We start from the raw sequence: 21182 nt of genomic DNA on the forward strand, positions 1-21182 counted from the left end.
CGAACGAGGAGTGCACGTGCCACAGGAGAGCTCTGCCCACCACCAGGACGCGGCCGCGAGGACGAGCGAGCCCGACAGCACCCCGTACGACTACGACGTCCTCGTCGTCGGCTCCGGTTTCGGCGGCGCGGTCGCCGCGCTCCGGCTCACCGAGAAGGGCTACCGCGTCGGCGTTCTGGAGGCCGGACGGAGGTTCACCCGCGACACCCTGCCCAAGAGCTCCTGGGACCTGAAGAACTACCTGTGGGCCCCGGCGCTCGGTCTGTTCGGGATCCAGCGCGTGCACCTGCTGGGAAACGTCATGGTCCTGGCGGGCGCGGGCGTCGGCGGCGGCTCACTGAACTACGCGAACACCCTCTACGTGCCGCCCACCCCCTTCTTCGAGGACCCGCAGTGGGCGGGCATCACCGACTGGAAGGACGAACTCGCCCCGTACTACGACCAGGCCGAGCGGATGCTGGGCGTACGCCTCAACCCGACCATGACGCCCTCCGACGTGCACCTGAAGGCGACCGCCGAGGCGATGGGGGTGGGGGACACCTTCCACCTCGCTCCGGTGGGCGTCTTCTACGGCGACGGGCGGGACGCCGGCGGTTCAGCGACGACCGGACCCGGCGAGGAGGTGCCCGACCCGTACTTCGGCGGCCGGGGCCCGGCCCGCAGGGCCTGCACCGAGTGCGGCGAGTGCATGACCGGCTGCCGTCACGGCGCGAAGAACTCCCTCACCGAGAACTACCTGCACCTCGCCGAGCGGGCCGGCGCCGTCATCCACCCCATGACGTCCGTCCTCGGCATCGCCGAGCACCCCGACGGCGGCCACCGCGTCGCCACGGCCCCCACCGACGCCCGCCGCAAGGGCACCCGCAAGGTCTTCCGCGCCCCCCACGTGGTGGTCGCGGCAGGCACCTACGGCACCCAGACCCTCCTGCACACCATGAAGGACGGCGGCCACCTGCCGCGCATCTCGTCCCGGCTCGGCGAACTGACCCGCACCAACTCCGAGGCGCTGGTGGGCTCCCAGACCACGGACCGCCGCTACCGCAAGGCGCACGGCGCACAGCTCGGCACCTCCGACGGCTCGGGGAAGGTCGACTTCACCCGCGGCGTCGCCATCACGTCGTCCATCCACCCGGACGCGCACACCCACATCGAACCGGTCCGCTACGGCAAGGGCTCCAACGCGATGGGGACGATGTCCATCCTCCAGGTGCCGTACGCGCAGAAGTTCCCGCGCGCGCTCGGCTGGATCGCCAACGTGGTCCGCCACCCGACGCAGGCCGCCCGCTCGCTCTCCAATCACCGCTGGTCGGAGAAGACCATCATCGGGCTGGTCATGCAGTCCCTGGACAACTCCCTGACCACGTACCGCAAACCGGACGGCATCGGCAAGGGCCTGCTCACCGCCCGCCAGGGCCATGGCGCCCCCAACCCCAAGCAGATACCCGAAGCGACCCGGGCGGCGTCCCTGCTCGCCAAGGAGATCAACGGCTTCGCGGGCAGCAACGTCGGCGAGCTGATGGGCACTCCGCTCACCGCGCACTTCCTCGGCGGCTGCCCGATCGGCGCGAGCGCGGAGGAGGGCGTCATCGACCCCTACCACCGCCTCTACGGGCACCCGGGCATCTCGGTCGTGGACGGTTCGGCCGTCTCCGCCAACCTGGGCGTCAACCCCTCCCTCACCATCACCGCGCAGGCCGAGCGGGCGATGTCCCTGTGGCCCAACAAGGGCGAGCAGGACCCGCGTCCGCCCCAGGGCGAGGCGTACGTGCGACTGGCCCCGGTGGAGCCGAAGCACCCGGCCGTTCCGGCGGAGGCGTTCGGCGCGCTCAGGCTGCCGCTGCTGGCGGTCCCGCCGGTGCCGCCGAAGAAGCCGTAGGCCTCCCGGGCCACGCCTTCCGGGCGGCCGGCCACCCGAACGACCGTCAACGCGCCCGTCCGGGCACGCAAAGAGGCTGCATTCCCCTCCGAACGCAGCCTCTTCGCGCTACCCGGTACCCGGTCGGTCAGGTACCCGTGCGGTTACGCCTCGGACTTGCGACGGCGCACGATGAACAGCGCACCCGCGCCGAGCGCGACGGCCGCACCGCCCGCGATGCCGAACATCGGCAGCTGCGAGGACGCACCGGTCTCCGCCAGGCTGCCGGTGACCTGCGGCACGCTGCCGGTGGCCGGCTTGCCGCTGGGCAGCGGCGTCTTGCCGCCTTCCTGCGGCTTGGTGCCGGACGTGTCCGTACCGGCCTTGACGATCTGGAACTTGTACGAGGTCTCGCCGAAGCCGAAGCACTCCGACTCCTCGTCCAGGTACGCGCCGCCGCCGAGCGAGAAGCCCGCACCGGCCGGAGCGCCCGGCTTGACGTTGAGGCGCAGCTTGACGTCGACCTCGTAGTCGGGCGCGAGGCTGTCGGTCTCGCCCACGTAACCGGCGCTCTGGCCGTCCTCGCTGATCGAGTACCAGGTCTTCGTGGACTCGTCGTACGCCTGGAGCTCGACCTGCTTGGTGGTGAAGAGGTTCTCGCCCAGCGCGTCGGAGGAGGCGCCCGCGAAGAAGGCGACGCCGTCCAGCGTGCGGTCGGACTTGTTCAGGATGTTCATGTTGAACGAGTGCCAGCCGCTGCCCGCGGCGATCTTGCCGGGCAGGCCGCTGATCGAGACGTCGATCAGGGCCTCCTCGCACAGCAGGTCCTCGCCCTCGCCCGGGTTCTCCGAGGCGGTCGGGGCCGGCGTGCCGGAAGGCGTCTTGCCGGGCGTGGTGGCCGCGGGCGAACTCGGCGTGGTCTCCGGCGACTTGGTCGGCGTCCCCGGCGTCTGGCTCGGCGTCGTCTCGACGCTCTCCGTCGCGGTCGGCGTGGCGGACGGCGTGACCGGAGGCGTGGGCGTACCGCTCGGGGTCACCGTCTCGGTGGCGGTCGGGGTGGGCGTGGGCGTGGTCGCGTACGCGGCGGGCGCCGACAGCAGCGCGACCGGAGCTATGACGGCCGTGGCGGCCGCGAGGGCCAGGGAACGGCGGAGCTTCATGGGACCTCAGAAAGTCTGGCGCGCCTACATGGGGGACGTGGCACGAGATGTGAGGGGCCTGCGATGCGGGAGTACATCGAGAGTCCCGTGGATACGCAGGGGAGACCCGTGGCCAAGGGGAAAGGTTGTACCCGGACTCACAGGATCTTTACGTGATCCGCGTCACAGGGCGCCGTGTCCCCTGTCGACCGGCTCCGGGCGTCCCCGGAGCCGACCGCCTGGGGCGACCGGTGCGGCTGTCCCCTACCGTCCGGTCGCACGCTGGGGCGAGGTCCCACGACGCAGGGCCGGAGCCCGTGCGTCACACGCCCCAGCCGAGGCCACGCGTGGCACCGGGACCAACGAAGCCGCCCGCGGTCCGGTCACGCGCCGTACGGGTGAGTGCGGGAACGCACGCGCCCCGCCGCCGCACCGTGCCCCACCGGAGGCACGCGCCCCGCCGCCGCATGCTGCCCCACCTGAGGCACCCGGCCGGGCGCGCACGTCAGACGCGCCCCCGGCACAGTTCGAGCAGCGTCATCGCCAGCGTCGTGCCGGGCTTGCCGAGCGCGTCCCTGTAGTGGCCGAGGACCTCCATTTCGCGGGACAGGTTGACGCGGCGGCCACCCGAGGTGATCCGGGCCTCCTGGATGACCGCCGAGACCGCCATGCGCTCCTGGACGAGGCCGATGATCCGGTCGTCGAGGGCGTCGATGCGTTCGCGTGCGCCGGTGATGAGGGCGGCGGCGTCCTCGGTGCGGGCACCCGTGACGTCGGTGGCGCTTGCGGGGGCGGGGAGGGTCGTCGGGATGGTGGCGCTCATGTCCGTACTCCTGGGGTGTCGGGGAGCGCCCGCGGGTCACCGGGTCCGGAAACGACAGAGCGCCCCGGGCCTGTCGGCCCGGGGCGCCTGGGAAGTCGCTTGTCAGTTGCTACAAGCAGCACGACCGTGGCAGCCGGACGGGCCGGATGCCATAGGTAAAGACGGAGGTCTGGTGCTTGCGCATGGCGCCAGTATCGCCCCACGCACGCGTGGCGCGTCAACCCGGGGCTCGTACGGTGAGACGAACCGGGCACCGTCATCCCCGGTAGAATCGACAACACCGACCCACCTGCTCCCACCGCCGGAAGGCCGCCAGTGTCATCTGCGTCCCCCGCTGCCGCGCCAGACACCGTTCTCGTCGTCGACTTCGGTGCCCAGTACGCCCAGCTCATCGCCCGCCGTGTCCGCGAGGCCCGGATCTACAGCGAGATCGTCCCGAGCACCATGCCGGTGGCCGAGATGCTCGCCAGGAATCCGAAGGGGATCATCCTCTCCGGCGGTCCGTCCTCGGTGTACGCCGAGGACGCCCCCGCCATCGACCGCGCCCTTTTCGAGGCCGGCGTGCCGGTGTTCGGCATGTGCTACGGCTTCCAGATCATGGCCACCACGCTCGGCGGCACCGTCGACGACAACGGCGCCCGCGAGTACGGCCGTACGCCGCTGAAGGTCACCCGGTCCGGCTCGACGCTCTTCGAGGGCACCCCGGACGACCAGTCGGTGTGGATGTCGCACGGCGACGCGTGCTCCGCCGCTCCCGAGGGCTTCACCGTCACCGCGTCCACGGACGTCGTGCCGGTCGCCGCCTTCGAGAACGACGAGAAGAAGCTCTACGGCGTCCAGTACCACCCCGAGGTCATGCACTCCACGCACGGCCAGCAGGTGCTGGAGCACTTCCTCTACCGCGGCGCGGGCATCGAGCCCACCTGGACCACCGGCAACGTCATCGAGGAGCAGGTCGCCCTCATCCGCGAGCAGGTCGGTGACAAGCGCGCCATCTGCGGCCTGTCCGGCGGCGTGGACTCCGCGGTCGCCGCCGCCCTCGTCCAGAAGGCCATCGGCGACCAGCTGACCTGCGTCTACGTCGACCACGGTCTGATGCGCAAGGGCGAGACGGAGCAGGTCGAGAAGGACTTCGTCGCCGCGACCGGCGCCCGCCTGGTGGTCGTCGACGCCGAGAAGCGCTTCCTCGACGCGCTGGCCGGCGTCTCCGACCCGGAGACCAAGCGGAAGATCATCGGCCGCGAGTTCATCCGCGTCTTCGAGCAGGCGCAGCTCGAGATCATGCAGGAGGAGGGCCCCGACGTCGCCTTCCTGGTCCAGGGCACCCTCTACCCGGACGTCGTCGAGTCCGGCGGCGGCACCGGCACCGCGAACATCAAGTCCCACCACAACGTGGGCGGTCTCCCCGACGACATCGAGTTCGAACTCGTCGAGCCGCTGCGCCAGCTGTTCAAGGACGAGGTCCGGATGGTCGGCCAGGAACTCGGTCTGCCGGACGAGATCGTCCAGCGCCAGCCCTTCCCCGGCCCCGGCCTCGGCATCCGCATCGTCGGCGAGGTCACCAAGGACCGCCTGGACCTGCTGCGCGAGGCCGACGCCATCGCCCGCGAGGAGCTGTCGGCGGCCGGTCTCGACCGCGAGATCTGGCAGTGCCCGGTCGTGCTGCTCGCCGACGTGCGCTCGGTGGGCGTGCAGGGCGACGGCCGCACGTACGGCCACCCGATCGTGCTGCGCCCGGTGTCCTCCGAGGACGCCATGACGGCGGACTGGACGCGCATGCCGTACGACGTGCTCGCGAAGATCTCCACGCGCATCACCAACGAGGTGGCGGACGTCAACCGGGTCGTGCTCGACGTGACGAGCAAGCCGCCGGGGACGATCGAGTGGGAGTAATCCCCCTGCTCGGGCCTGCTTGAGGTCAGCGCCGATGCCGTCGCTCATTCGTTTGGGCGGCGGCATCGGCGTACCCGCTGGGTACGCTCAATCGACAGGCGAGACTCCGTCCCATGGGAGCAATCATGAGCGCCGCACGTGACTACGAGCTGCCCGAGGACTACGAGTGGCCCCGCCCTCCCGCGGGCGGCTGGCTGGCGGACGACCTCGACACACTCCCGAATCTGCCTCCGCACACGGAGCTGATCGACGGGAGCCTCGTTTTCATGCGTCCGCAGACCACTTTCCACATGCGCACCATGCGTCTGTTGGAGAACAGCCTGCTCGACCAAGCCCCGGAGCACCTTGACGTCTTCCGCGAGTTCAGCGTCGAGCTGGACGTCCGGAACCGACCGGAGCCGGACGTGCTCGTCGTGCCCACCGGCGCGGACACCGGACCGAAGCGGACCTTTCTCCGTCCGGTAGACGTCGTCCTCGCCGTCGAAGTCGTCTCCGACGAGTCCCGCGACCGCGACCGCGAGGTCAAGCCCCGCAAGTACGCCGCCGCCGGCGTCCCGCACTTCTGGCGCGTGGAGGAGAACGAGGGCCTGCCGGTCGTCTACGTCTACGAACTCGACCCCGCGCTCAAGGCGTACGTCCCGACCGGCATCCACCACCGCACCCTGAAGCTGGACGTCCCGTACCCGCTCGAGATCGACCTCACCGCGATCGACCGCCGCCGCACCTCCCGCTGACCCCGCCGTCACCCCGCCTCCGCCTGCCCGCGGGCCGCACGCGCTTCCCGGTACGGCACAATTCCCGTGCGAGGCATGGACGTTCACCCGTCGTGGGTGGCTCGGGCAGGGAAAGGGCGGCAGTTGTCGTGGCAGTGCAAGAGGCGAGACGGAGCACGCACGACAGCGGGCACGGCACGGGGCACGGCGGAGGCTGTGTCTGCGGCGACTGCCCCAGCGGCGCCCGGGAGGGCCATCGGCGTGCGGTGGCCGCCTTCCTGGCCAAACGCGACGAACTCGCCACCGGGGGAGGGCTGCCCGCCGCGGTCGCCCACTCGGCCGGCGCCTCCCGGCAGTGGGTGTCGGACGAGCTGACGCAGTCGGCGCGGGACGTCGCCGAGCGGGCGCGGGAGGCGGGCGACGTGTGGCTGCGGCTGCTGTGGCGCAGGACGCTGCTGGTGCTGTGGGGGGCCGTGGTGGCCCTCGCGCTGGTCCAGGCGTTCACCGCCATCGGTACGGGCTGGACGCTCGCCCGTACCGCGGGGCTGGTGGCCGCCGTCGTCACCGCCGCCCTGCTGACGGCCGCCGCGCGGGTGCACCGCAAGCGCGGGGGGCTGCTCGCACCGCTGATCGGCGAGGACAACCGGCTCTCCACCTCGCGCACCGTCGCGGCCTGCTGGATCCTGCTGGCCGTCTTCGCGGTGCTGGTGCTCGCGGTGCAACTGGCCGGGGCGTCCCGCCCCGCCCACCGGGACGCGCTGATCGCGGGACTCGACCTGGCCCGGGGCGCGGGCGTGCTGACCGTCCTCGCGCTGACCTGCGCGATCGCCGTGGTGGTACGCCGCGTGGTCGGCGTACGGGTGCGGAAGCAGACCCTCCAGAAGGTACGGGCGGACCGGCCGCGCGCGGCCGACCTGCTGACGGACGACTCCGGGCGCGGCAACTTCGGCGACGTGCAGTTCGTCCTCGTGTCGACCGTCGCCGTCGTCTTCGCCGCCGTACGGCTCGCCAGGCGGCCGGAACAACTGCCCGACCTGCCCTGGGGGCTGGCCCTGCTCGTGGCGGTGTCCGCGGCGACGTACTTCGCCGGGAAGTACGCGGAGGGCGGCCGTCCGGTCGTGCTGTCCGTCGTACGGGGCAGGGAAGCGGGTGACCTCGACGGCCCGGTCCGCACGGGCGACGACATCGAGATCCGGGGCGCCGGATTCGTGCCGCCCGGGGCGCAGACCCCGGACCGGCTGGCGCGGATGGTCGTACGGATCGGGACGGTCCACGTCCACGTGCCGCTGGTGCCGGTGCCGGGCGGCTTCGCGAATCCGACGGACAGCACGCTGACCGTGCCGGTACCGGTCGAGGTGGAGCCGGGACGGGTCGCCGTGCAGGTGGTGACGGCGGCGGGCGTCGAGACGAACCGCTGCGAGATCGACGTCACCGACTGAGCCCGGCGATCGACCGCACCACCCGCTGAGCCCCCCGCCCCCGCGTCGAACGTAGGGTCGGGAGACGGGACGTGAGGCACAGCGCGAGGAAGGCGGGGCCGGACCATGGCATACGGCGGATACGGGACGGGCGGCACGCGCGCGTACGGAACGAACGAACCACGGGGCTGGAAGCACACCGCGAGCCGCTTCGCCCTGCTCCCGCTGCGTGTGTTCCTCGGCGTCACCTTCGTCTACGCGGGCCTCGACAAGCTCACCGACAGCGCCTTCCTGTCCGCGAGCGGCAACGGTTCGATCGGTCAGGTGATGAGCTCGGTGCGCGACGCTTCGGCCGTGCCGTGGCTCGTCGACCTGGCGCTCAAGGCCCCCGAGGGCTTCGGCTACGGTCTCGCGGTCGCGGAACTCCTCGTCGGGCTCGCCACCCTGGTGGGGATATTCGGGCGGGTGGCGGCCGTCGGCGGGGCGCTGATCTCGCTCAGCCTGTGGCTGACCGTCAGCTGGCAGACCACCCCGTACTACTACGGCAACGACCTCGCTTATCTGATGGCGTGGCTGCCGCTGGTGCTCGCCGGGTCGTCGGTCTTCTCGCTGGACGCGATGCGCGCCCTGCACCGCCGCCGGATGCCGTAGCCGACCAGGGCGGCGGCCGCGGCGACGACGAGGCCGCCGCACAGCACCGGGACCGGCGTCCACCACGGAGTGTGCCAGGCCCCCGACTCGTCGGCGCCGTACACGGCCACGACGGTCAGGAAGGTCAGGCCCAGGACCGCGCGGCCCGGCAGGAAGTCATGACGCGGCACGCTGCACCTCCAGTTGTCCGACGCCCACTTCGAGGCGGAGCGTGAGGGTTCCGGCCGGCTCCGCCCCCGGGGGCGGCGGCAGGGTGCGCGTCTCGTGCCGGCCGGAGTGCACGTCGATGTCGTCGGGACGCTGGTCGGGGAGCTGGATGTCACCCATGCCGACCTCCATGGTCACCTCGACGGTCGCGTCGCGGGGGACGATCACGCGCAGCACACCCGCGCCGACCTCGGCACCGGTGGTCAGGGTGGTGCCGGGCGGCACGGTCACGGCACTGAGGTCGAGCCGCCCCTCGCCGGCGCCGAGTTCGTACCGCGGCTGGACCGCTTCGACGCCCGCCGGACGCCAGCTCTCGGTGCCCCAGTGGGCGGTGATGTCCTTGGGGATCGTCGTGGCGGCCGTCAGCAGGCCGGCGGTGAGCAGCGCCAGGAGGATCGTTCCGACGCCGACGCGTCCGAAGACAGACGCGAGGACCAGCCCGAGGCCGAACACCGCGAGTGCGCAGGCCAGTCCGACCGAGAGACTGGTGCCCAGCGGATGCGAGTGCCAGAGCGCCGCCGTGCCGGCCCCTCCGGCGATCACGGCGACGAGGAAGGTGAGGCCGCCGAGGGAGCGGGGGCGCGGATCCCGTGCGCGGGCCGGGGGCACGAGGCCGTCCTTCGCCGGGCGTCGGTCCGCGGGAAGCGCCTCGGGCGGCCCCCAGAGGTAGCCGTACGGAACGGGTCCCGTGGTGCCGTCCTTGACGATCGGGTCGCGCCACCAGGACGGGGCGCCGGGAACCGGCGGGGCCTTCGTCTCGGGGGGCGCGGCGACGTCGGCGACCGGGGCGGTGCCCGGCTCGTCGGAGGCGGCGGCCGCCCGGCGCTGCCGGGACCAGACGGTGCTGACCCCCACGACCAGCAGGAGCATGACGGAGAAGCCGAACGCGCCGCCGTTGTGCAGCAGCGAGAGGAACATGCCGCAGCCGAGCAGGGCGAGGAGCACGGCGACCAGCGCGGGACCGTCGACGCGGCCGGTCAGCAGCCGCTTGGCCTCGTTCTCGTCGTCGCCCTCCAGCGGGATCAGCAGCCAGGCGAAGCCGTACGCGATCAAGCCGATGCCGCCGGTCACGGCGGTCACGCCGAGCACGACGCGGAAGATCACCGGGTCGACGTCGAAGTACCGGCCCAGCCCGCCGCAGACGCCGCCGACGGTCCTGTGCCGCCGGCTGCGCCGCAGCCGCGGGGGGGACTCGGCGACGGAGCCGGCCGTTTCGGCCCCCGCGGCGGTGCCCGGGGCGCCCGCCGGACCGGGACCGGCTGCCGGGCCGCCCGCCCGGCCGGGCCGGACGGCGGCCGTCGCTTCGTCGTGGACTTCTGTCATACGCCCCATGGTGACCGGCATCCGCGGCCCGCGGCACCTGGGGCGACCCTGGCTGATCCCTGATTTCCGCAGGTCGCACCCTGCGGTTTCCCTCAGGGGATTCCGGGGTCTTCCCCCATGTGCCGGGCCCGGTCACCGTGTGACCATCGAGTCATGTCGTCCATCGCCCCGAGCCGCCGAGCGGCCCGCACTCCCGCCTCCGAGCAGGACTCGGCGGAGCCACCGCCGCGCAAGCTCTACCGCAGCGCGGACGGTCGGATGCTCGGCGGGGTCGCCCGGGGTCTGGCGGGGCACCTGGGGCTGCCGGTGGCCTGGGTGCGGATCGCGTTCCTCGCGCTGTTCCTGACGCAGGGGCTGGGCGCGCTGGTGTACGCCGTGTTCTGGTTCGTCGTGCCGCTGGGCGTCGGCGGGGTGGGGGCCGAGCCGCGCAGTGCCTTCGAGACACTGCCGGACGGGCGGCGCAGGCTGCGGATGCCCGACAAGGGGCAGGTCGCCGCGCTCGTCGCGGTGTGCGTCGGGGCCGCGATCTTCATCAGCAACGTCGACACGGCGGGCTCGGGCCGGTACGTGTGGCCGCTGCTGCTGACCGGGGCGGGCGTCGTGCTCGTCTGGCGGCAGGCCGACAACGCCCGCCGGGCGCACTGGACGGAGGCCGACAGCGGGCGACGCCGGATGCTCCAGGTGATGCGCGGCCTCGCCGGGGTCGCCCTGGTCGGGGTCGGCTTCACCGTCTTCCTGGTCGTCCGGGGCTCCGCCGCCCAGCTCGGCAACGTCCTGACGGCCGCCCTCGCGGTCATCGTCGGGGTCGGGCTGCTGGCCGGTCCGTACCTGGTCCGCATGGGGCAGGACCTCTCGGAGGAGCGCCTGATGCGCATCCGCGCCCAGGAGCGGGCCGAGGTCGCCGCCCACGTCCACGACTCCGTCCTGCACACCCTCACCCTGATCCAGCGCAACGCCGACGACGGCTCGGAGGTGCGCCGCCTCGCGCGTGCCCAGGAGCGGGAACTGCGCAACTGGCTGTACCGGCCCGAGGGCACCGGCAAGGACGAGTCGGAGGAACCCGCCACGCTCGCCGACGCGGTGAAGCGGGCCGCGGCCGAGGTCGAGGACAAGCACGGGGTGCCCCTGGAGGTCGTGGTGGTCGGCGACTGCCCGCTCGACGAGAAGCTGGCCGCACAGATGCAGGCCGCGCGCGAAGCGATGGTGAACGCCGCCAAGTACGGTGGCGAGGGCGGCGCGGTGCAGGTCTTCGCGGAGGTCGAGGGCCGTCTGGTCTTCGTGTCCGTACGCGACCGGGGGCCGGGCTTCGACCTCGACGCCATACCGGCCGACCGGATGGGTGTACGGGAGTCGATCATCGGCCGGATGGAACGCAACGGCGGCAGCGCACGGCTGCGTTCCGCGCCCGACGGGGGCACGGAAGTCGAGCTGGAGATGGAGAGGGCGGCGGACTCATGACCGAACAGGGCGCACAGGCCACGGAGGGGCAGGGGCACGGCCCCGGCCGGCAGGTACGGGTGGTGCTGGTCGACGATCACCGGATGTTCCGTACCGGAGTGCAGGCCGAGATCGGCCAGACCGCGGTCACCGGCGTCGAGGTGGTCGGCGAGGCCGCCGACGTCGACCAGGCCGTCACCGTCATCACGGCGACCCGGCCCGAGGTGGTCCTCCTCGACGTGCACCTGCCCGGCGGCGGCGGGGTGGAGGTGCTGCGCCGGTGCGCGCCGCTGATGTCGGACGCGGAGCGCCCCGTGCGGTTCCTGGCGCTGTCGGTGTCGGACGCGGCGGAGGACGTCATCGGGGTCATCCGGGGCGGCGCGCGCGGTTACGTCACCAAGACGATCACCGGGGCCGACCTGATCGACTCGGTGTTCCGGGTGCAGGACGGGGACGCGGTGTTCTCGCCGAGGCTCGCCGGGTTCGTTCTGGACGCGTTCGCCTCGACGGACGCGCCGCCGGTCGACGAGGACATGGACCGGCTCACCCAGCGGGAGCGCGAGGTGCTGCGGCTGATCGCGCGCGGCTACGCGTACAAGGAGATCGCCAAGCAGCTGTTCATCTCCGTGAAGACGGTCGAGTCGCACGTCTCCGCGGTGCTGCGCAAGCTCCAGCTCTCCAACCGGCACGAGCTGACCCGCTGGGCGACCGCGCGGCGGCTCGTCTGAGGTGCGAGCCGCAGGCGGACGTGCATCACAGGACAGGGGCGTGACCGCGAGCAACCCCGGAGCGGGATCGCCCCTCTAGTACCCATGTGATGAGTCTGACCGGCACCCCCTTCCTCGTGACAGCGGCATGCCTCCTCGTGGTCGCGTTCGTGCTGCCCCTGGCGCTGTGGAGCCGGCTGCGCGGACCCGCCCTCGTGCGCGGCGGCACCCGCGTGCTGATGCTGCTGTTCGCGCAGATCACGGCCATCACGGTGGTCTTCGTCGCGGTCAACAACGCCAACGGGCTGTACGACACGTGGGACGACCTCCTGGGCACCGGGGACCACTCGGGTGCCGCAGCCGACCTCGGGCCCGACGGCACGGGCGGCCAGAAGCTGTCCGAGCAGCCGAAGCAGCCGGCCCGCTTCACGCCGGTCACCGACGCCAGGATGGGCGAGGGTGTGCGGGTCACCCAGCTCAGGGGCCGGATATCCGGCGTCGAGGGCGAGGTGTACGTATGGCTGCCGCCGCAGTACGACGACCCGGCGTACCGGGACAAGAAGTTCCCGGTGGTCGAGCTGCTGCCCGGCTACCCGGGCTCCGCGAAGGCCTGGTTCGGCGCCCTTGAGGTGAACAAGCAGCTGAAGCCGCTCATGGAGCAGGGCAAGGTCAAGCCGTTCATCCTGGTCTCGCCGCGCACCAACCTGCTCGGTGACCAGACCGACAGCGGCTGCGCCAACACCCCCGGCAAGGTCAACGCCGAGACGTGGCTGAGCGTCGATGTGCGCAGGATGGTCTCCGACACCTTCCGCGCCTCCGACAGGGCTGCGGACTGGGCGGTCGGCGGGTACTCGGCAGGCGCCCACTGCGCCGCCAGGCTGGCCGTCGCCCACCCCGACCGCTACCGGGCGGGCGTGAGCCTCTCCGGCTTCAACGACCCCAACGGGGAACCCGCCGCGCTCACCGCGGCGACGCCGGAGCTGCGGCGCGCCAACAACCCGTACCTGCTCCTGAAGAAGGCCACCGACGCGGGCAAGCCGCCGCGCACCGCCCTGTTCGTCTCGGGTGCGGCGGGCGACGGCTATGAGAGCGGCACCGCGTTGAAGAGCGTGGCGAAGGAGCCGACCACGGTACGGGTGGTGAAACTGACCGGGCCCCACGGCACCAGCGTGTGGAAGCAGCAGGTGCCGGAGGTGTTCCGGTGGCTTTCGGAGCAGGTGGGCACGTAGCAGGGGTCAGTACCTGCGGCCGCCCGTCCGGCCGCCGCGCAGCTTGCCCAGCAGCGACTTGGCCTGAGCGCGGCGTCGCGGGTCGGACGCCTGGCGGCGGATGGTGCGCTGCCCCTGCGGACTGCGTGCGTAGCTCTTGAGCTTGTTGATGATGCCCGGCATGGCTGTTCCTCCGGTCGTCTCGTGCGCCGTGGAGGTCACGGCCCTTGCCGGACGTGTACCCGCCCCCGAACCGGTGATGCGGTCTCTCACGCGGGTCGTGTCATTCCGGTCAGCGGCATCTCGTCGATCGGGGCGATGCGTACCGGGGCGCCGGGCCGCGGGGCGTGGATCATCTTGCCGTCGCCGATGTACAGGCCGACGTGTGTGATGCCGGAGTAGAAGAACAGCAGGTCTCCCGGTGCGAGCTGGGAACGCGAAAGGCGCTGTCCCGCGTTGATCTGGGTGTAGGTGGTACGGGGCAGGGCGACGCCCGCGGACCGCCAGGCGGCCTGGGTCAGGCCCGAGCAGTCGAAGGAGGCGGGACCGGTGGCACCCCAGACGTAGGGCTTCCCGAGCGCGCCGTAGGCGAACGAGACGGCTTGCGCGGCGCGGGCGTTGGGCGCGCGGGTGCCGCCGCGCGGAAGGCCGGCGCGCGCGCCGCGGTCGGCCCGGTCCCCGTTCGTCCCGCCGTGCCCGTCCTGGGCGGCGTACGCGGCCCGGTCGGCGGCGGTGAGCCGGGCGAGCAGGGCCTCGGCTTCGGCGATCTTCCCCTGGATCATCGCCTTGTGCTTCTGCAGCTCGGCCCGCGCGGCGGTGAGTTCGGCGAAGCGCCGGTCGGCGGTCCCGCGCAGCCGGGCCACCTCGGTGGCCTGCCGCTGTGCGCCCCGCACCGTGACGGCCTGCCGGTCGCCCGCCCGTCCGGCGAGCGCGGCGCGCTCCAGGTACCGGTCGGGGTCCGAGGTCAGCGCGACCTGGAGCGCGGGCTCGACGCCGCCGGAGCGGTACTGGGCCGTGGCCAGCGCGCCGAGCGCGTCGCGGGCCGCGTTCAGCCGCTCCGTCCTGCGTGCCGCCTCGTCCCGCAGTGCGTCCAGCGACCTCTTCGTCCGTTCGGACTTCTCCTTGACGCCGTTGTACGCCTCGGTGGTGGCCTCCGCGTCGTGGTACAGCGTGTCGATCCTCGACTTGATCTGGGCCGCCGTGAGCGTCGGCTCCGCCTGTGCGGTGCCCTCCAGCGCGGTGGTTCCCGCGGCGCCCGCCAGGGCGAGGGTGACCGCGGTGGTGCGGGCGGAGCGGGCGCGGCGTGCGGTGCTGCCGATGAGCGAGCGCTGCTTGGGCTTACGGTGCGCTGCCACGAGGGCGTTCACGTCCTTCCACGGTGCGTCCGTCGCGGACGCGGGTTCCGTACGCGGCCGGCGGCGGTCCCGGACAGGGGGAACGGGACCGCCGCCGGTGTATGTGGCGACGGCGGCCGACAGCCGCCCCGGGGCCGGGGCGGCGGTGGGGAGTCGGCCGCCTGGGGAGGGACGCTAAACCTGGGCCTCACGGCACGGCCTTCGAATGCCCGCTACTGAGCGAAAGTGGTCAGCCCTTGACCGCCGTTGACTGCCGCCAGGAATGCGGAACCACTACTCCCGCCTGCTCCGTGACCAAAGGGGCGGAGGGGCCCGCCCTGGCGCGGGGAGCCTGCTAAGGCGTGGCTAGGCTCCGTGTCATGGACGTACTCCTCCACTTCTTCGTGGCCCTGCACATCATCGGCATCGCCTCGCTCCTCGGCGGCTTCCTCACCCAGATGAAGGCGATGAGCGCGGGCACGGCCCGCTTCGGGCCCGCGATGCTGCACGGAGCGCTGCTCATGCTGATCACGGGCATGATCCTGGTCGGCATCAACGAGGCCCAGGGCCATGCCCTCAACCACATCAAGATCGGCATCAAACTGGCGATCCTCGTGGTGATCCTGGGCATCGTCTACGTCAAGCGTGACGAGGAGAAGGCGGAGAAGGGCCTGTTCGCCGCGGTCGGCGCCCTGACGACACTGAACGTCTTCCTCGCCGTCCTCTGGGTCTGACCTCGCGCCCCACCGCCCCGAGGGCGGCCGTTCCCCGGGCGGCGCCGGCCCGCCCCGGTGGCCGGTCACCGGCCGGTCACCTTCCGTGGTGGCGCATTCCGGGACCGGTTGTCAGTGGCTCCGCCTAGACTCGGTGGACGATGAGCAGCCTCTTTGACGACAGTTTCCTGGCCGGCCTCCAGTCCAGGGACGACTCGCCCCCGCCGCCCCCGGAGGACACCGACGCAGGCGTACCTCCGGAGGAGGTTCCGCACGACCTCTTCGCAGGCGCGTTCGACGGTCCGCCCCCGCCCAGGGACGCGTACTACCGCGACGGCGCGCCCCGTACGGTCGTCGACCCCGCGGCACTGCTCGACGGGCTGAACGACAACCAGCGCGCCGCCGTCGTGCACGCCGGGTCGCCGCTGCTCATCGTGGCCGGAGCCGGTTCCGGCAAGACCCGCGTGCTCACCCACCGCATCGCGCACCTGCTCGCCGCCCGCGGAGTGCACCCCGGCCAGATCCTGGCGATCACCTTCACCAACAAGGCCGCCGCGGAGATGAAGGAGCGCGTCGAGGCCCTGGTCGGCCCGCGCGCGAACGCGATGTGGGTGTCCACCTTCCACAGCGCCTGCGTGCGCATCCTGCGCCGCGAGTCCAAGAAGCTGGGCTTCACCTCCTCCTTCTCGATCTACGACGCCGCCGACTCCAAGCGCCTGATGGCCCTGGTCTGCCGCGACCTGGACCTCGACCCGAAGAAGTTCCCGCCGAAATCCTTCAGCGCCAAGGTCTCCAACCTCAAGAACGAACTGGTGGACGAGGAGACCTTCGCCGGACAGGCCGCCGACGGTTTCGAGAAGACGCTCGCCCAGGCGTACGCGATGTACCAGGCCCGCCTCCGCGAGGCGAACGCGCTGGACTTCGACGACATCATCATGACCACGGTGCACCTGCTCCAGGCGTTCCCGGACGTCGCCGAGCACTACCGGATGCGCTTCAGGCACGTCATGGTCGACGAGTACCAGGACACCAACCACGCCCAGTACACGCTGGTACGGGAGCTGGTCGGCCCGTCCGGCCCCACCGACGCCCCCGGTGAGCTGTGCGTCGTCGGTGACGCCGACCAGTCGATCTACGCCTTCCGCGGCGCGACGATCCGCAACATCCTCCAGTTCGAGGAGGACTACCCGGACGCCAGGACGATCCTCCTGGAGCAGAACTACCGCTCCACCCAGACGATCCTCAGCGCCGCCAACGCCGTCATCGAGCGCAACGAGAACCGCCGCGCGAAGAACCTCTGGACCGACGCCGGCGCCGGCTCCCGGATCACCGGGTACGTCGCCGACACCGAGCACGACGAGGCCCAGTTCATCGCCGAGGAGATCGACCGGCTCACCGACGCGGGCGACGCCAGGGCCGGGGACGTCGCCGTCTTCTACCGCACGAACGCCCAGTCCCGCGTCTTCGAGGAGATCTTCATCCGGGTCGGCCTGCCGTACAAGGTCGTCGGCGGTGTCCGCTTCTACGAGCGCAAGGAGGTCCGGGACGTCCTGGCCTACCTGCGCGTGCTGTCCAACCCCGAGGACACCGTCCCGCTGCGCCGCATCCTCAACGTGCCCAAGCGCGGCATCGGCGACCGCGCCGAAGCCATGATCGACGCCCTCTCGCTGCGCGAGCGGATCAGCTTCCCGCAGGCCCTGCGCCGCGTCGACGAGGCGTACGGAATGGCCGCCCGCTCGGCCAACGCCGTCAAGCGCTTCAACACGCTGATGGAGGAGCTCCGTACGATCGTCGAGTCCGGCGCCGGACCCGCCACCGTCCTGGAAGCCGTGCTCGAACGCACCGGCTACCTCGCCGAGTTGCAGGCCTCCACCGACCCCCAGGACGAGACGCGCATCGAGAACCTCCAAGAACTCGCCGCCGTGGCCCTGGAGTTCGAGCAGGAGCGCGAGGGCGAGGACACCGGCACGCTCGCCGAGTTCCTGGAGAAGGTGGCCCTGGTCGCCGACTCCGACCAGATTCCCGACGAGAGCGAGGACGGCTCCGGGGTCATCACCCTGATGACCCTGCACACCGCCAAGGGCCTCGAATTCCCGGTCGTCTTCCTCACCGGCATGGAGGACGGCGTCTTCCCCCACATGCGCTCCCTGGGCAACACCAAGGAACTGGAGGAGGAGCGCCGCCTCGCGTACGTCGGCATCACCCGCGCCCGCGAACGGCTCTACCTGACCCGCTCCACCATGCGCAGCGCCTGGGGCCAGCCCTCGTACAACCCGGCCTCCCGCTTTCTGGAGGAGATCCCGGACACCCACGTGGAGTGGAAGCGCACCGGTGCGCAGATCCCGGCCGGTCCGGTCTCCGGTTCCAAGGCCGGCGGCGTGGCCGCGTCCCTCTCCTCGTCGCTGTCGCAGTCCCGTGCGCGCGGCGGCCCGTCGGGCTTCGCCACCCGGCGTACGTCCGACAAGCCGGTCATCTCGCTCGCGGTCGGCGACCGGGTCACCCACGACCAGTTCGGCCTCGGCACGGTGGTCACGGTGACCGGCTCCGGTTCCGACGCGCAGGCCACCATCGACTTCGGCGGCGACCGCCCGAAGAAGCTGCTGCTGCGGTACGCACCCGTGGAGAAGCTGTAACACCCTCGCCGTACGCACGGAAGCGGGCCCGCACCGGACAGTCCGGCGCGGGCCCGCTCCGGTGACGGGACGGGCGGTTACGTGGGGTCGAGCCCCTTGCTGCGCAGCCAGGCCAGCGGGTCGACGGCGGATCCGCCGGCGGGCCGGACCTCGAAGTGCAGGTGGGCGCCGGTGGAGTTGCCGGAGTCGCCCGCGTAGCCGATGACGTCGCCCGCCTTCACCGGTCCCGAGCGGATCTTGGTGGTGGAGAGGTGGCAGTACCAGGTCTCGGTGCCCGACGGGGAGACGACTTTCATCATGTTTCCGTACGCGCTGTTGTACTGGTAGCTGACCTCGCCGTCGGTCGCCGCCATCACCGGCGTGCCGTATCCGACGGGGAAGTCGATGCCGGTGTGCACCGCCGCCCAGTTGACGCCCGCCTGCCCGTAGTACGCGCTGAGGCCGTGCTGTTCGACGGGGAGCACGAACTTCGGACGGGCGGCCTCCTTGCGGGCGGCCTCCTCGGCCTTGCGCTTGCGCTCCGCGTCCTGCCGCACCTTGAGGTCGATGCGCTCCTGCGTACGGCTGGCGCGGTCGCCGAAGTCACGGGCGTCGGCGCTCAGTCCTGCGAGCTGGGTGTCGAGCTTGCGGTTGACCGCGACGGCCTTGACGGTGGCCGGGTCGGCGGTGGTCAGGGCGACCGGCTTGGGCTTCGTCTCTTCGGCTCCGGCGACGCCGCTCACGGAGGCGGCGGCGATTCCTGCGACGCCCATGACACAGGCGGAGGGCACGGCGACCTTGATGAACGCGGAGCGCTTGGCGGGCGGGCGGCGGCGGCCACGGCCCGCGGGGGCTCGGCGGGCGGCACGGGGGCCGGCCGCCACGGGTTCCGGTACGGGACCGGGACCGTCCGCGTCGTCGGGGACTTCGAGGACGGCGGGGAACTCGGCGGTGCTGTAGTCGCCGTCGGCGGCGGCGGTGTCCGCGGGCTCCGAATCAGCGGCCGGGTCCCAGTCGGAGGCGTCGAAGACGCCGGTGTCGACGCCGCTCGTGCTGACGCTGCCGGCGTCGAAGCTGTCTGCTTCGTAGGTGCCGGTTCCGAGCCCGCCGGGTTCGAAGTGGCCCGCATCGCCCGTCTCGAAGGTGCCCGTCCCGAAGGTGCCCGCTTCGAAGGTGGCGGTTTCGGGGCTGGGGTCGTACGGCTGCCACTGGTGGCCCACGGAGCTGTCGGCCGTGTACGCGAACTGGGTCGCGTCGAACTGTCCGCTCTCGAAGGGCGACTGCTGGGCCTGGTGGATCTGGTCCGCCTGGTTCCAGACCTGCGCGTCCCACTGCCCGGTGGTCGGCGCGTCGCCGCTGTCGTAGCCGTAGGAGAGCGGGCCCGCCTGGGCGGGGATGTCGGCGGTGTGCCCGTGGTCGCCGGGTCCGGCCCAGCTGCCGGAGGTGTCGTACCCCTGGCTCTGGCCCTGGTCGGGGCCCTGACCCAGGGTGTGTGCCTGCTGCGAGTGCGCGGCGTAGGCGCCGTACGCGGTGTTCTCGTGCGAGCCGGTGTCCCAGGGGGAGGTGTCGTACGTGCCGGTGGGGGTACTGGTACCGGACGGACCGCCGAAGAGGGGGTCGTTCTCGTAGGTGCCGTTCTCGAAGGTGCCGGTGGGGTACGTGTCGTACCCGGCGTGGGGTTGCTGGTCGTTCACCAACGTCTCTCTCGCCTCGGCAGCAGGACCTGTGCCCGGGAGCCCGGGGGCGCCCAGAGTGGAAGCAGTGGCGCGACTGTACCCGGCGGTATGCGACGACGACAATCTCCGGCTGGTTTTGAGCGAGCAGGAAACGGGCAATCGGCCGTCTTTTGGTGGACGGCGGGCGTGGCTCTGCGGCTGCGTTCGGCGAATGTTCGAGAGTTGCGGGGCCGTGATCACGGCTCTTTCACCGGACGCGCACGGGCCTTACGTTCACGCGACGGAGACATTTCCTGCGGCGTCGGCGTCGGTGTTTCCCTGGCTCTGCAACGCCTGGCGGATCGCGGCTGCGACAGCCGGGTGGACCGGCAGCGCGAGATGACCGATCCCGCTGACCTGCACGTTCCGGGCGATCAGATCGGGATGGTGAATGCGGGCCGTTTCCACCGGAAGCATTAATTGATCAAGGTCGCTCCAGAAACTCACGAAGCGTGTGCGGCACCCGGGTGCGGGCAGTGCCAGTTCCTCGATCACGGAAGATGTGGGTCGCATCTGACGGACGAGGGGATGGGCACTCATGGGCGGTGCGACGCGTGTTCCCTCGTGCGGAGTTCCGAGAGTGACAAGAGTGCGCACGCGCGTGTCGCCGCCAAGTCGCTGCGTGTAATAGCGGGCGATCAGACCGCCGAGGCTGTGCCCGACGATGTCGACCTCCCGGTGCCCGGTGCGCGCACAGACCTCCTCCACGTGGCTGCCGAGGAGTTCGGCTGCGACGCGGATGTCGGAGGTGAGCGGCGAGTAGTTGAGCGAGGCGAGATGACGCCAGCCGTGCCGGGCCAGTGAACGCCGGAGCAGCACGAACACCGAGCGGTTGTCCGCGAACCCGTGCAGCAGAACGACCGGCGGGCGTGCCGGGCACGGCAGTTCGGCCGGTGCGGGCGGTCCGGCCGGTGCGGACGGCCTGGTCGGTGGGGGCTGTCCGGTCGGCGGGAACGGTTCGTCGGGGGGCCGCCCGGCGGTGGCAGGGCCGGACTCGGCGCTGCGTTCCGCCCGTATCCCCGACGGATAGAGCAACAAGTGGCCGCAGAAAATGGCCAGTTCGAGCGCTGTGGCACGGAGGAGCGGCGAGACGGCGGAGATCGTGGAGAGGGGAAAGGGGCGGAATGGGGTGACCTTCATGGATGGCCGACCTCCCGAACGGCACGCGTGGGGACGGCCTCGATCCCCGTGTGCCCTCATGGGTGCCGTGACGGAGGCCGGTGGAGAGGGGGAGTGGGCCGTACCGCCGTGCCGGGCGGCTGACGGCGCGGTGGTACGGCGACCTCGTTGCGGCTCCCCGTGCGTCCGTGCCCCGGTGCGGCGGTGGCGGTGCTCGTCCCGTCTTCCTGCTCACCCTGCCGACCGATGCGGATACGACGCTCAGCGAACATGTCCCACGTGTGATTTCCCCCTCTCCACTCGCCGCGAAACGGC

The 21182-nt window shown here is 71.7% G+C and carries 18 protein-coding genes; 10 read left to right on the forward strand and 8 right to left on the reverse strand.

Annotation, left to right across the window (positions count from 1 at the left end; all coding sequences use genetic code 11):
* The first annotated feature begins 16 nt into the window (after positions 1-16).
* On the forward strand, positions 17-1876 hold the full coding sequence (locus tag HNQ79_RS07115) for a GMC family oxidoreductase N-terminal domain-containing protein (protein ID WP_229923340.1): 1860 nt from the start codon (positions 17-19) through the stop codon (positions 1874-1876).
* Between the two features lie 143 nt (positions 1877-2019).
* On the opposite strand, the gene HNQ79_RS07120 is transcribed toward HNQ79_RS07115, so the two are convergent.
* Complete coding sequence (locus HNQ79_RS07120; protein ID WP_185028112.1) at positions 2020-3015, reverse strand: LAETG motif-containing sortase-dependent surface protein; 996 nt, start codon at positions 3013-3015, stop codon at positions 2020-2022.
* A gap of 484 nt (positions 3016-3499) precedes the next feature.
* Positions 3500-3817, reverse strand: a complete 318-nt coding sequence (locus HNQ79_RS07125; RefSeq protein WP_185028114.1) for a chorismate mutase — start codon at positions 3815-3817, stop codon at positions 3500-3502.
* A gap of 315 nt (positions 3818-4132) precedes the next feature.
* Between HNQ79_RS07125 and guaA the strand changes: the two genes are divergently transcribed.
* From guaA to HNQ79_RS07145, 4 genes are all read left to right on the forward strand, one after another.
* Positions 4133-5710: a glutamine-hydrolyzing GMP synthase gene (gene guaA / locus HNQ79_RS07130; RefSeq protein ID WP_185028116.1), complete on the forward strand. Its 1578-nt coding sequence runs from the start codon at positions 4133-4135 to the stop codon at positions 5708-5710.
* A 125-nt stretch (positions 5711-5835) separates the two neighbouring features.
* On the forward strand, positions 5836-6444 hold the full coding sequence (locus HNQ79_RS07135; protein ID WP_185028118.1) for a Uma2 family endonuclease: 609 nt from the start codon (positions 5836-5838) through the stop codon (positions 6442-6444).
* A gap of 128 nt (positions 6445-6572) precedes the next feature.
* Positions 6573-7862: a hypothetical protein gene (locus tag HNQ79_RS07140; protein ID WP_185028120.1), complete on the forward strand. Its 1290-nt coding sequence runs from the start codon at positions 6573-6575 to the stop codon at positions 7860-7862.
* A gap of 105 nt (positions 7863-7967) precedes the next feature.
* Entirely contained in the window at positions 7968-8492 is a 525-nt protein-coding gene (locus HNQ79_RS07145; RefSeq protein WP_185028122.1) for a DoxX family protein, read from the forward strand.
* Here HNQ79_RS07145 and HNQ79_RS07150 read toward each other — a convergent pair.
* Both HNQ79_RS07150 and HNQ79_RS07155 read right to left on the reverse strand, forming a co-directional pair.
* Complete coding sequence (locus tag HNQ79_RS07150; RefSeq protein ID WP_185028124.1) at positions 8399-8662, reverse strand: hypothetical protein; 264 nt, start codon at positions 8660-8662, stop codon at positions 8399-8401. The genes HNQ79_RS07145 and HNQ79_RS07150 overlap by 94 nt on opposite strands.
* Positions 8649-10022, reverse strand: coding sequence for a PspC domain-containing protein (locus HNQ79_RS07155; protein WP_185028126.1), 1374 nt, complete (start codon positions 10020-10022; stop codon positions 8649-8651). Before HNQ79_RS07155 ends, HNQ79_RS07150 begins: the two co-directional genes overlap by 14 nt.
* 153 nt (positions 10023-10175) lie before the next feature.
* Here HNQ79_RS07155 and HNQ79_RS07160 point away from each other — a divergent pair, with 153 nt between their 5' ends.
* From HNQ79_RS07160 to HNQ79_RS07170, 3 genes are all read left to right on the forward strand, one after another.
* Entirely contained in the window at positions 10176-11480 is a 1305-nt protein-coding gene (locus tag HNQ79_RS07160; protein ID WP_185028128.1) for an ATP-binding protein, read from the forward strand.
* Positions 11477-12187 (forward strand): LuxR C-terminal-related transcriptional regulator, encoded by a 711-nt coding sequence (locus HNQ79_RS07165; protein ID WP_185028130.1) that lies wholly within the window; start codon positions 11477-11479, stop codon positions 12185-12187. The genes HNQ79_RS07160 and HNQ79_RS07165 overlap by 4 nt, the downstream gene beginning before the upstream one ends.
* Positions 12188-12276: 89 nt before the next feature.
* Complete coding sequence (locus HNQ79_RS07170; RefSeq protein WP_185028132.1) at positions 12277-13395, forward strand: alpha/beta hydrolase; 1119 nt, start codon at positions 12277-12279, stop codon at positions 13393-13395.
* A 6-nt stretch (positions 13396-13401) separates the two neighbouring features.
* Here HNQ79_RS07170 and HNQ79_RS07175 read toward each other — a convergent pair whose 3' ends face one another.
* Positions 13402-13557, reverse strand: a complete 156-nt coding sequence (locus HNQ79_RS07175; RefSeq protein WP_185028134.1) for a hypothetical protein — start codon at positions 13555-13557, stop codon at positions 13402-13404.
* An 86-nt stretch (positions 13558-13643) separates the two neighbouring features.
* On the reverse strand, positions 13644-14729 hold the full coding sequence (locus HNQ79_RS07180) for a C40 family peptidase (RefSeq protein ID WP_185028136.1): 1086 nt from the start codon (positions 14727-14729) through the stop codon (positions 13644-13646).
* Between the two features lie 359 nt (positions 14730-15088).
* Here HNQ79_RS07180 and HNQ79_RS07185 point away from each other — a divergent pair, with 359 nt between their 5' ends.
* Together HNQ79_RS07185 and pcrA are read left to right on the forward strand one after the other, a co-directional pair.
* Positions 15089-15442, forward strand: coding sequence for a hypothetical protein (locus HNQ79_RS07185; RefSeq protein WP_185028138.1), 354 nt, complete (start codon positions 15089-15091; stop codon positions 15440-15442).
* Between the two features lie 140 nt (positions 15443-15582).
* Entirely contained in the window at positions 15583-18054 is a 2472-nt protein-coding gene (gene pcrA / locus HNQ79_RS07190) for a DNA helicase PcrA (RefSeq protein WP_185028140.1), read from the forward strand.
* Between the two features lie 77 nt (positions 18055-18131).
* On the opposite strand, the gene HNQ79_RS07195 is transcribed toward pcrA, so the two are convergent.
* Together HNQ79_RS07195 and HNQ79_RS07200 are read right to left on the reverse strand one after the other, a co-directional pair.
* Positions 18132-19727, reverse strand: coding sequence for a M23 family metallopeptidase (locus tag HNQ79_RS07195; RefSeq protein ID WP_185028142.1), 1596 nt, complete (start codon positions 19725-19727; stop codon positions 18132-18134).
* A gap of 255 nt (positions 19728-19982) precedes the next feature.
* Positions 19983-20888: an esterase/lipase family protein gene (locus HNQ79_RS07200; protein WP_185028144.1), complete on the reverse strand. Its 906-nt coding sequence runs from the start codon at positions 20886-20888 to the stop codon at positions 19983-19985.
* Positions 20889-21182: the final 294 nt, after the last annotated feature.

Source organism: Streptomyces candidus, assembly GCF_014207445.1.
In the GTDB taxonomy this organism is placed as follows: domain Bacteria; phylum Actinomycetota; class Actinomycetes; order Streptomycetales; family Streptomycetaceae; genus Streptomyces; species Streptomyces candidus.

Bases quoted from the DNA above. Each gene is read 5' to 3' on its own strand.
- pcrA (WP_185028140.1), top strand. From the start codon at position 15,583: ATGAGCAGCCTCTTTGACGACAGTTTCCTGGCCGGCCTCCAGTCCAGG.
- HNQ79_RS07200 (WP_185028144.1), bottom strand. From the start codon at position 20,888: ATGAAGGTCACCCCATTCCGCCCCTTTCCCCTCTCCACGATCTCCGCC.
- HNQ79_RS07145 (WP_185028122.1), top strand. From the start codon at position 7,968: ATGGCATACGGCGGATACGGGACGGGCGGCACGCGCGCGTACGGAACG.
- HNQ79_RS07120 (WP_185028112.1), bottom strand. From the start codon at position 3,015: ATGAAGCTCCGCCGTTCCCTGGCCCTCGCGGCCGCCACGGCCGTCATA.
- HNQ79_RS07170 (WP_185028132.1), top strand. From the start codon at position 12,277: ATGAGTCTGACCGGCACCCCCTTCCTCGTGACAGCGGCATGCCTCCTC.
- HNQ79_RS07125 (WP_185028114.1), bottom strand. From the start codon at position 3,817: ATGAGCGCCACCATCCCGACGACCCTCCCCGCCCCCGCAAGCGCCACC.
- HNQ79_RS07135 (WP_185028118.1), top strand. From the start codon at position 5,836: ATGAGCGCCGCACGTGACTACGAGCTGCCCGAGGACTACGAGTGGCCC.
- HNQ79_RS07155 (WP_185028126.1), bottom strand. From the start codon at position 10,022: ATGACAGAAGTCCACGACGAAGCGACGGCCGCCGTCCGGCCCGGCCGG.
- HNQ79_RS07165 (WP_185028130.1), top strand. From the start codon at position 11,477: ATGACCGAACAGGGCGCACAGGCCACGGAGGGGCAGGGGCACGGCCCC.
- HNQ79_RS07185 (WP_185028138.1), top strand. From the start codon at position 15,089: ATGGACGTACTCCTCCACTTCTTCGTGGCCCTGCACATCATCGGCATC.
- HNQ79_RS07160 (WP_185028128.1), top strand. From the start codon at position 10,176: ATGTCGTCCATCGCCCCGAGCCGCCGAGCGGCCCGCACTCCCGCCTCC.
- HNQ79_RS07175 (WP_185028134.1), bottom strand. From the start codon at position 13,557: ATGCCGGGCATCATCAACAAGCTCAAGAGCTACGCACGCAGTCCGCAG.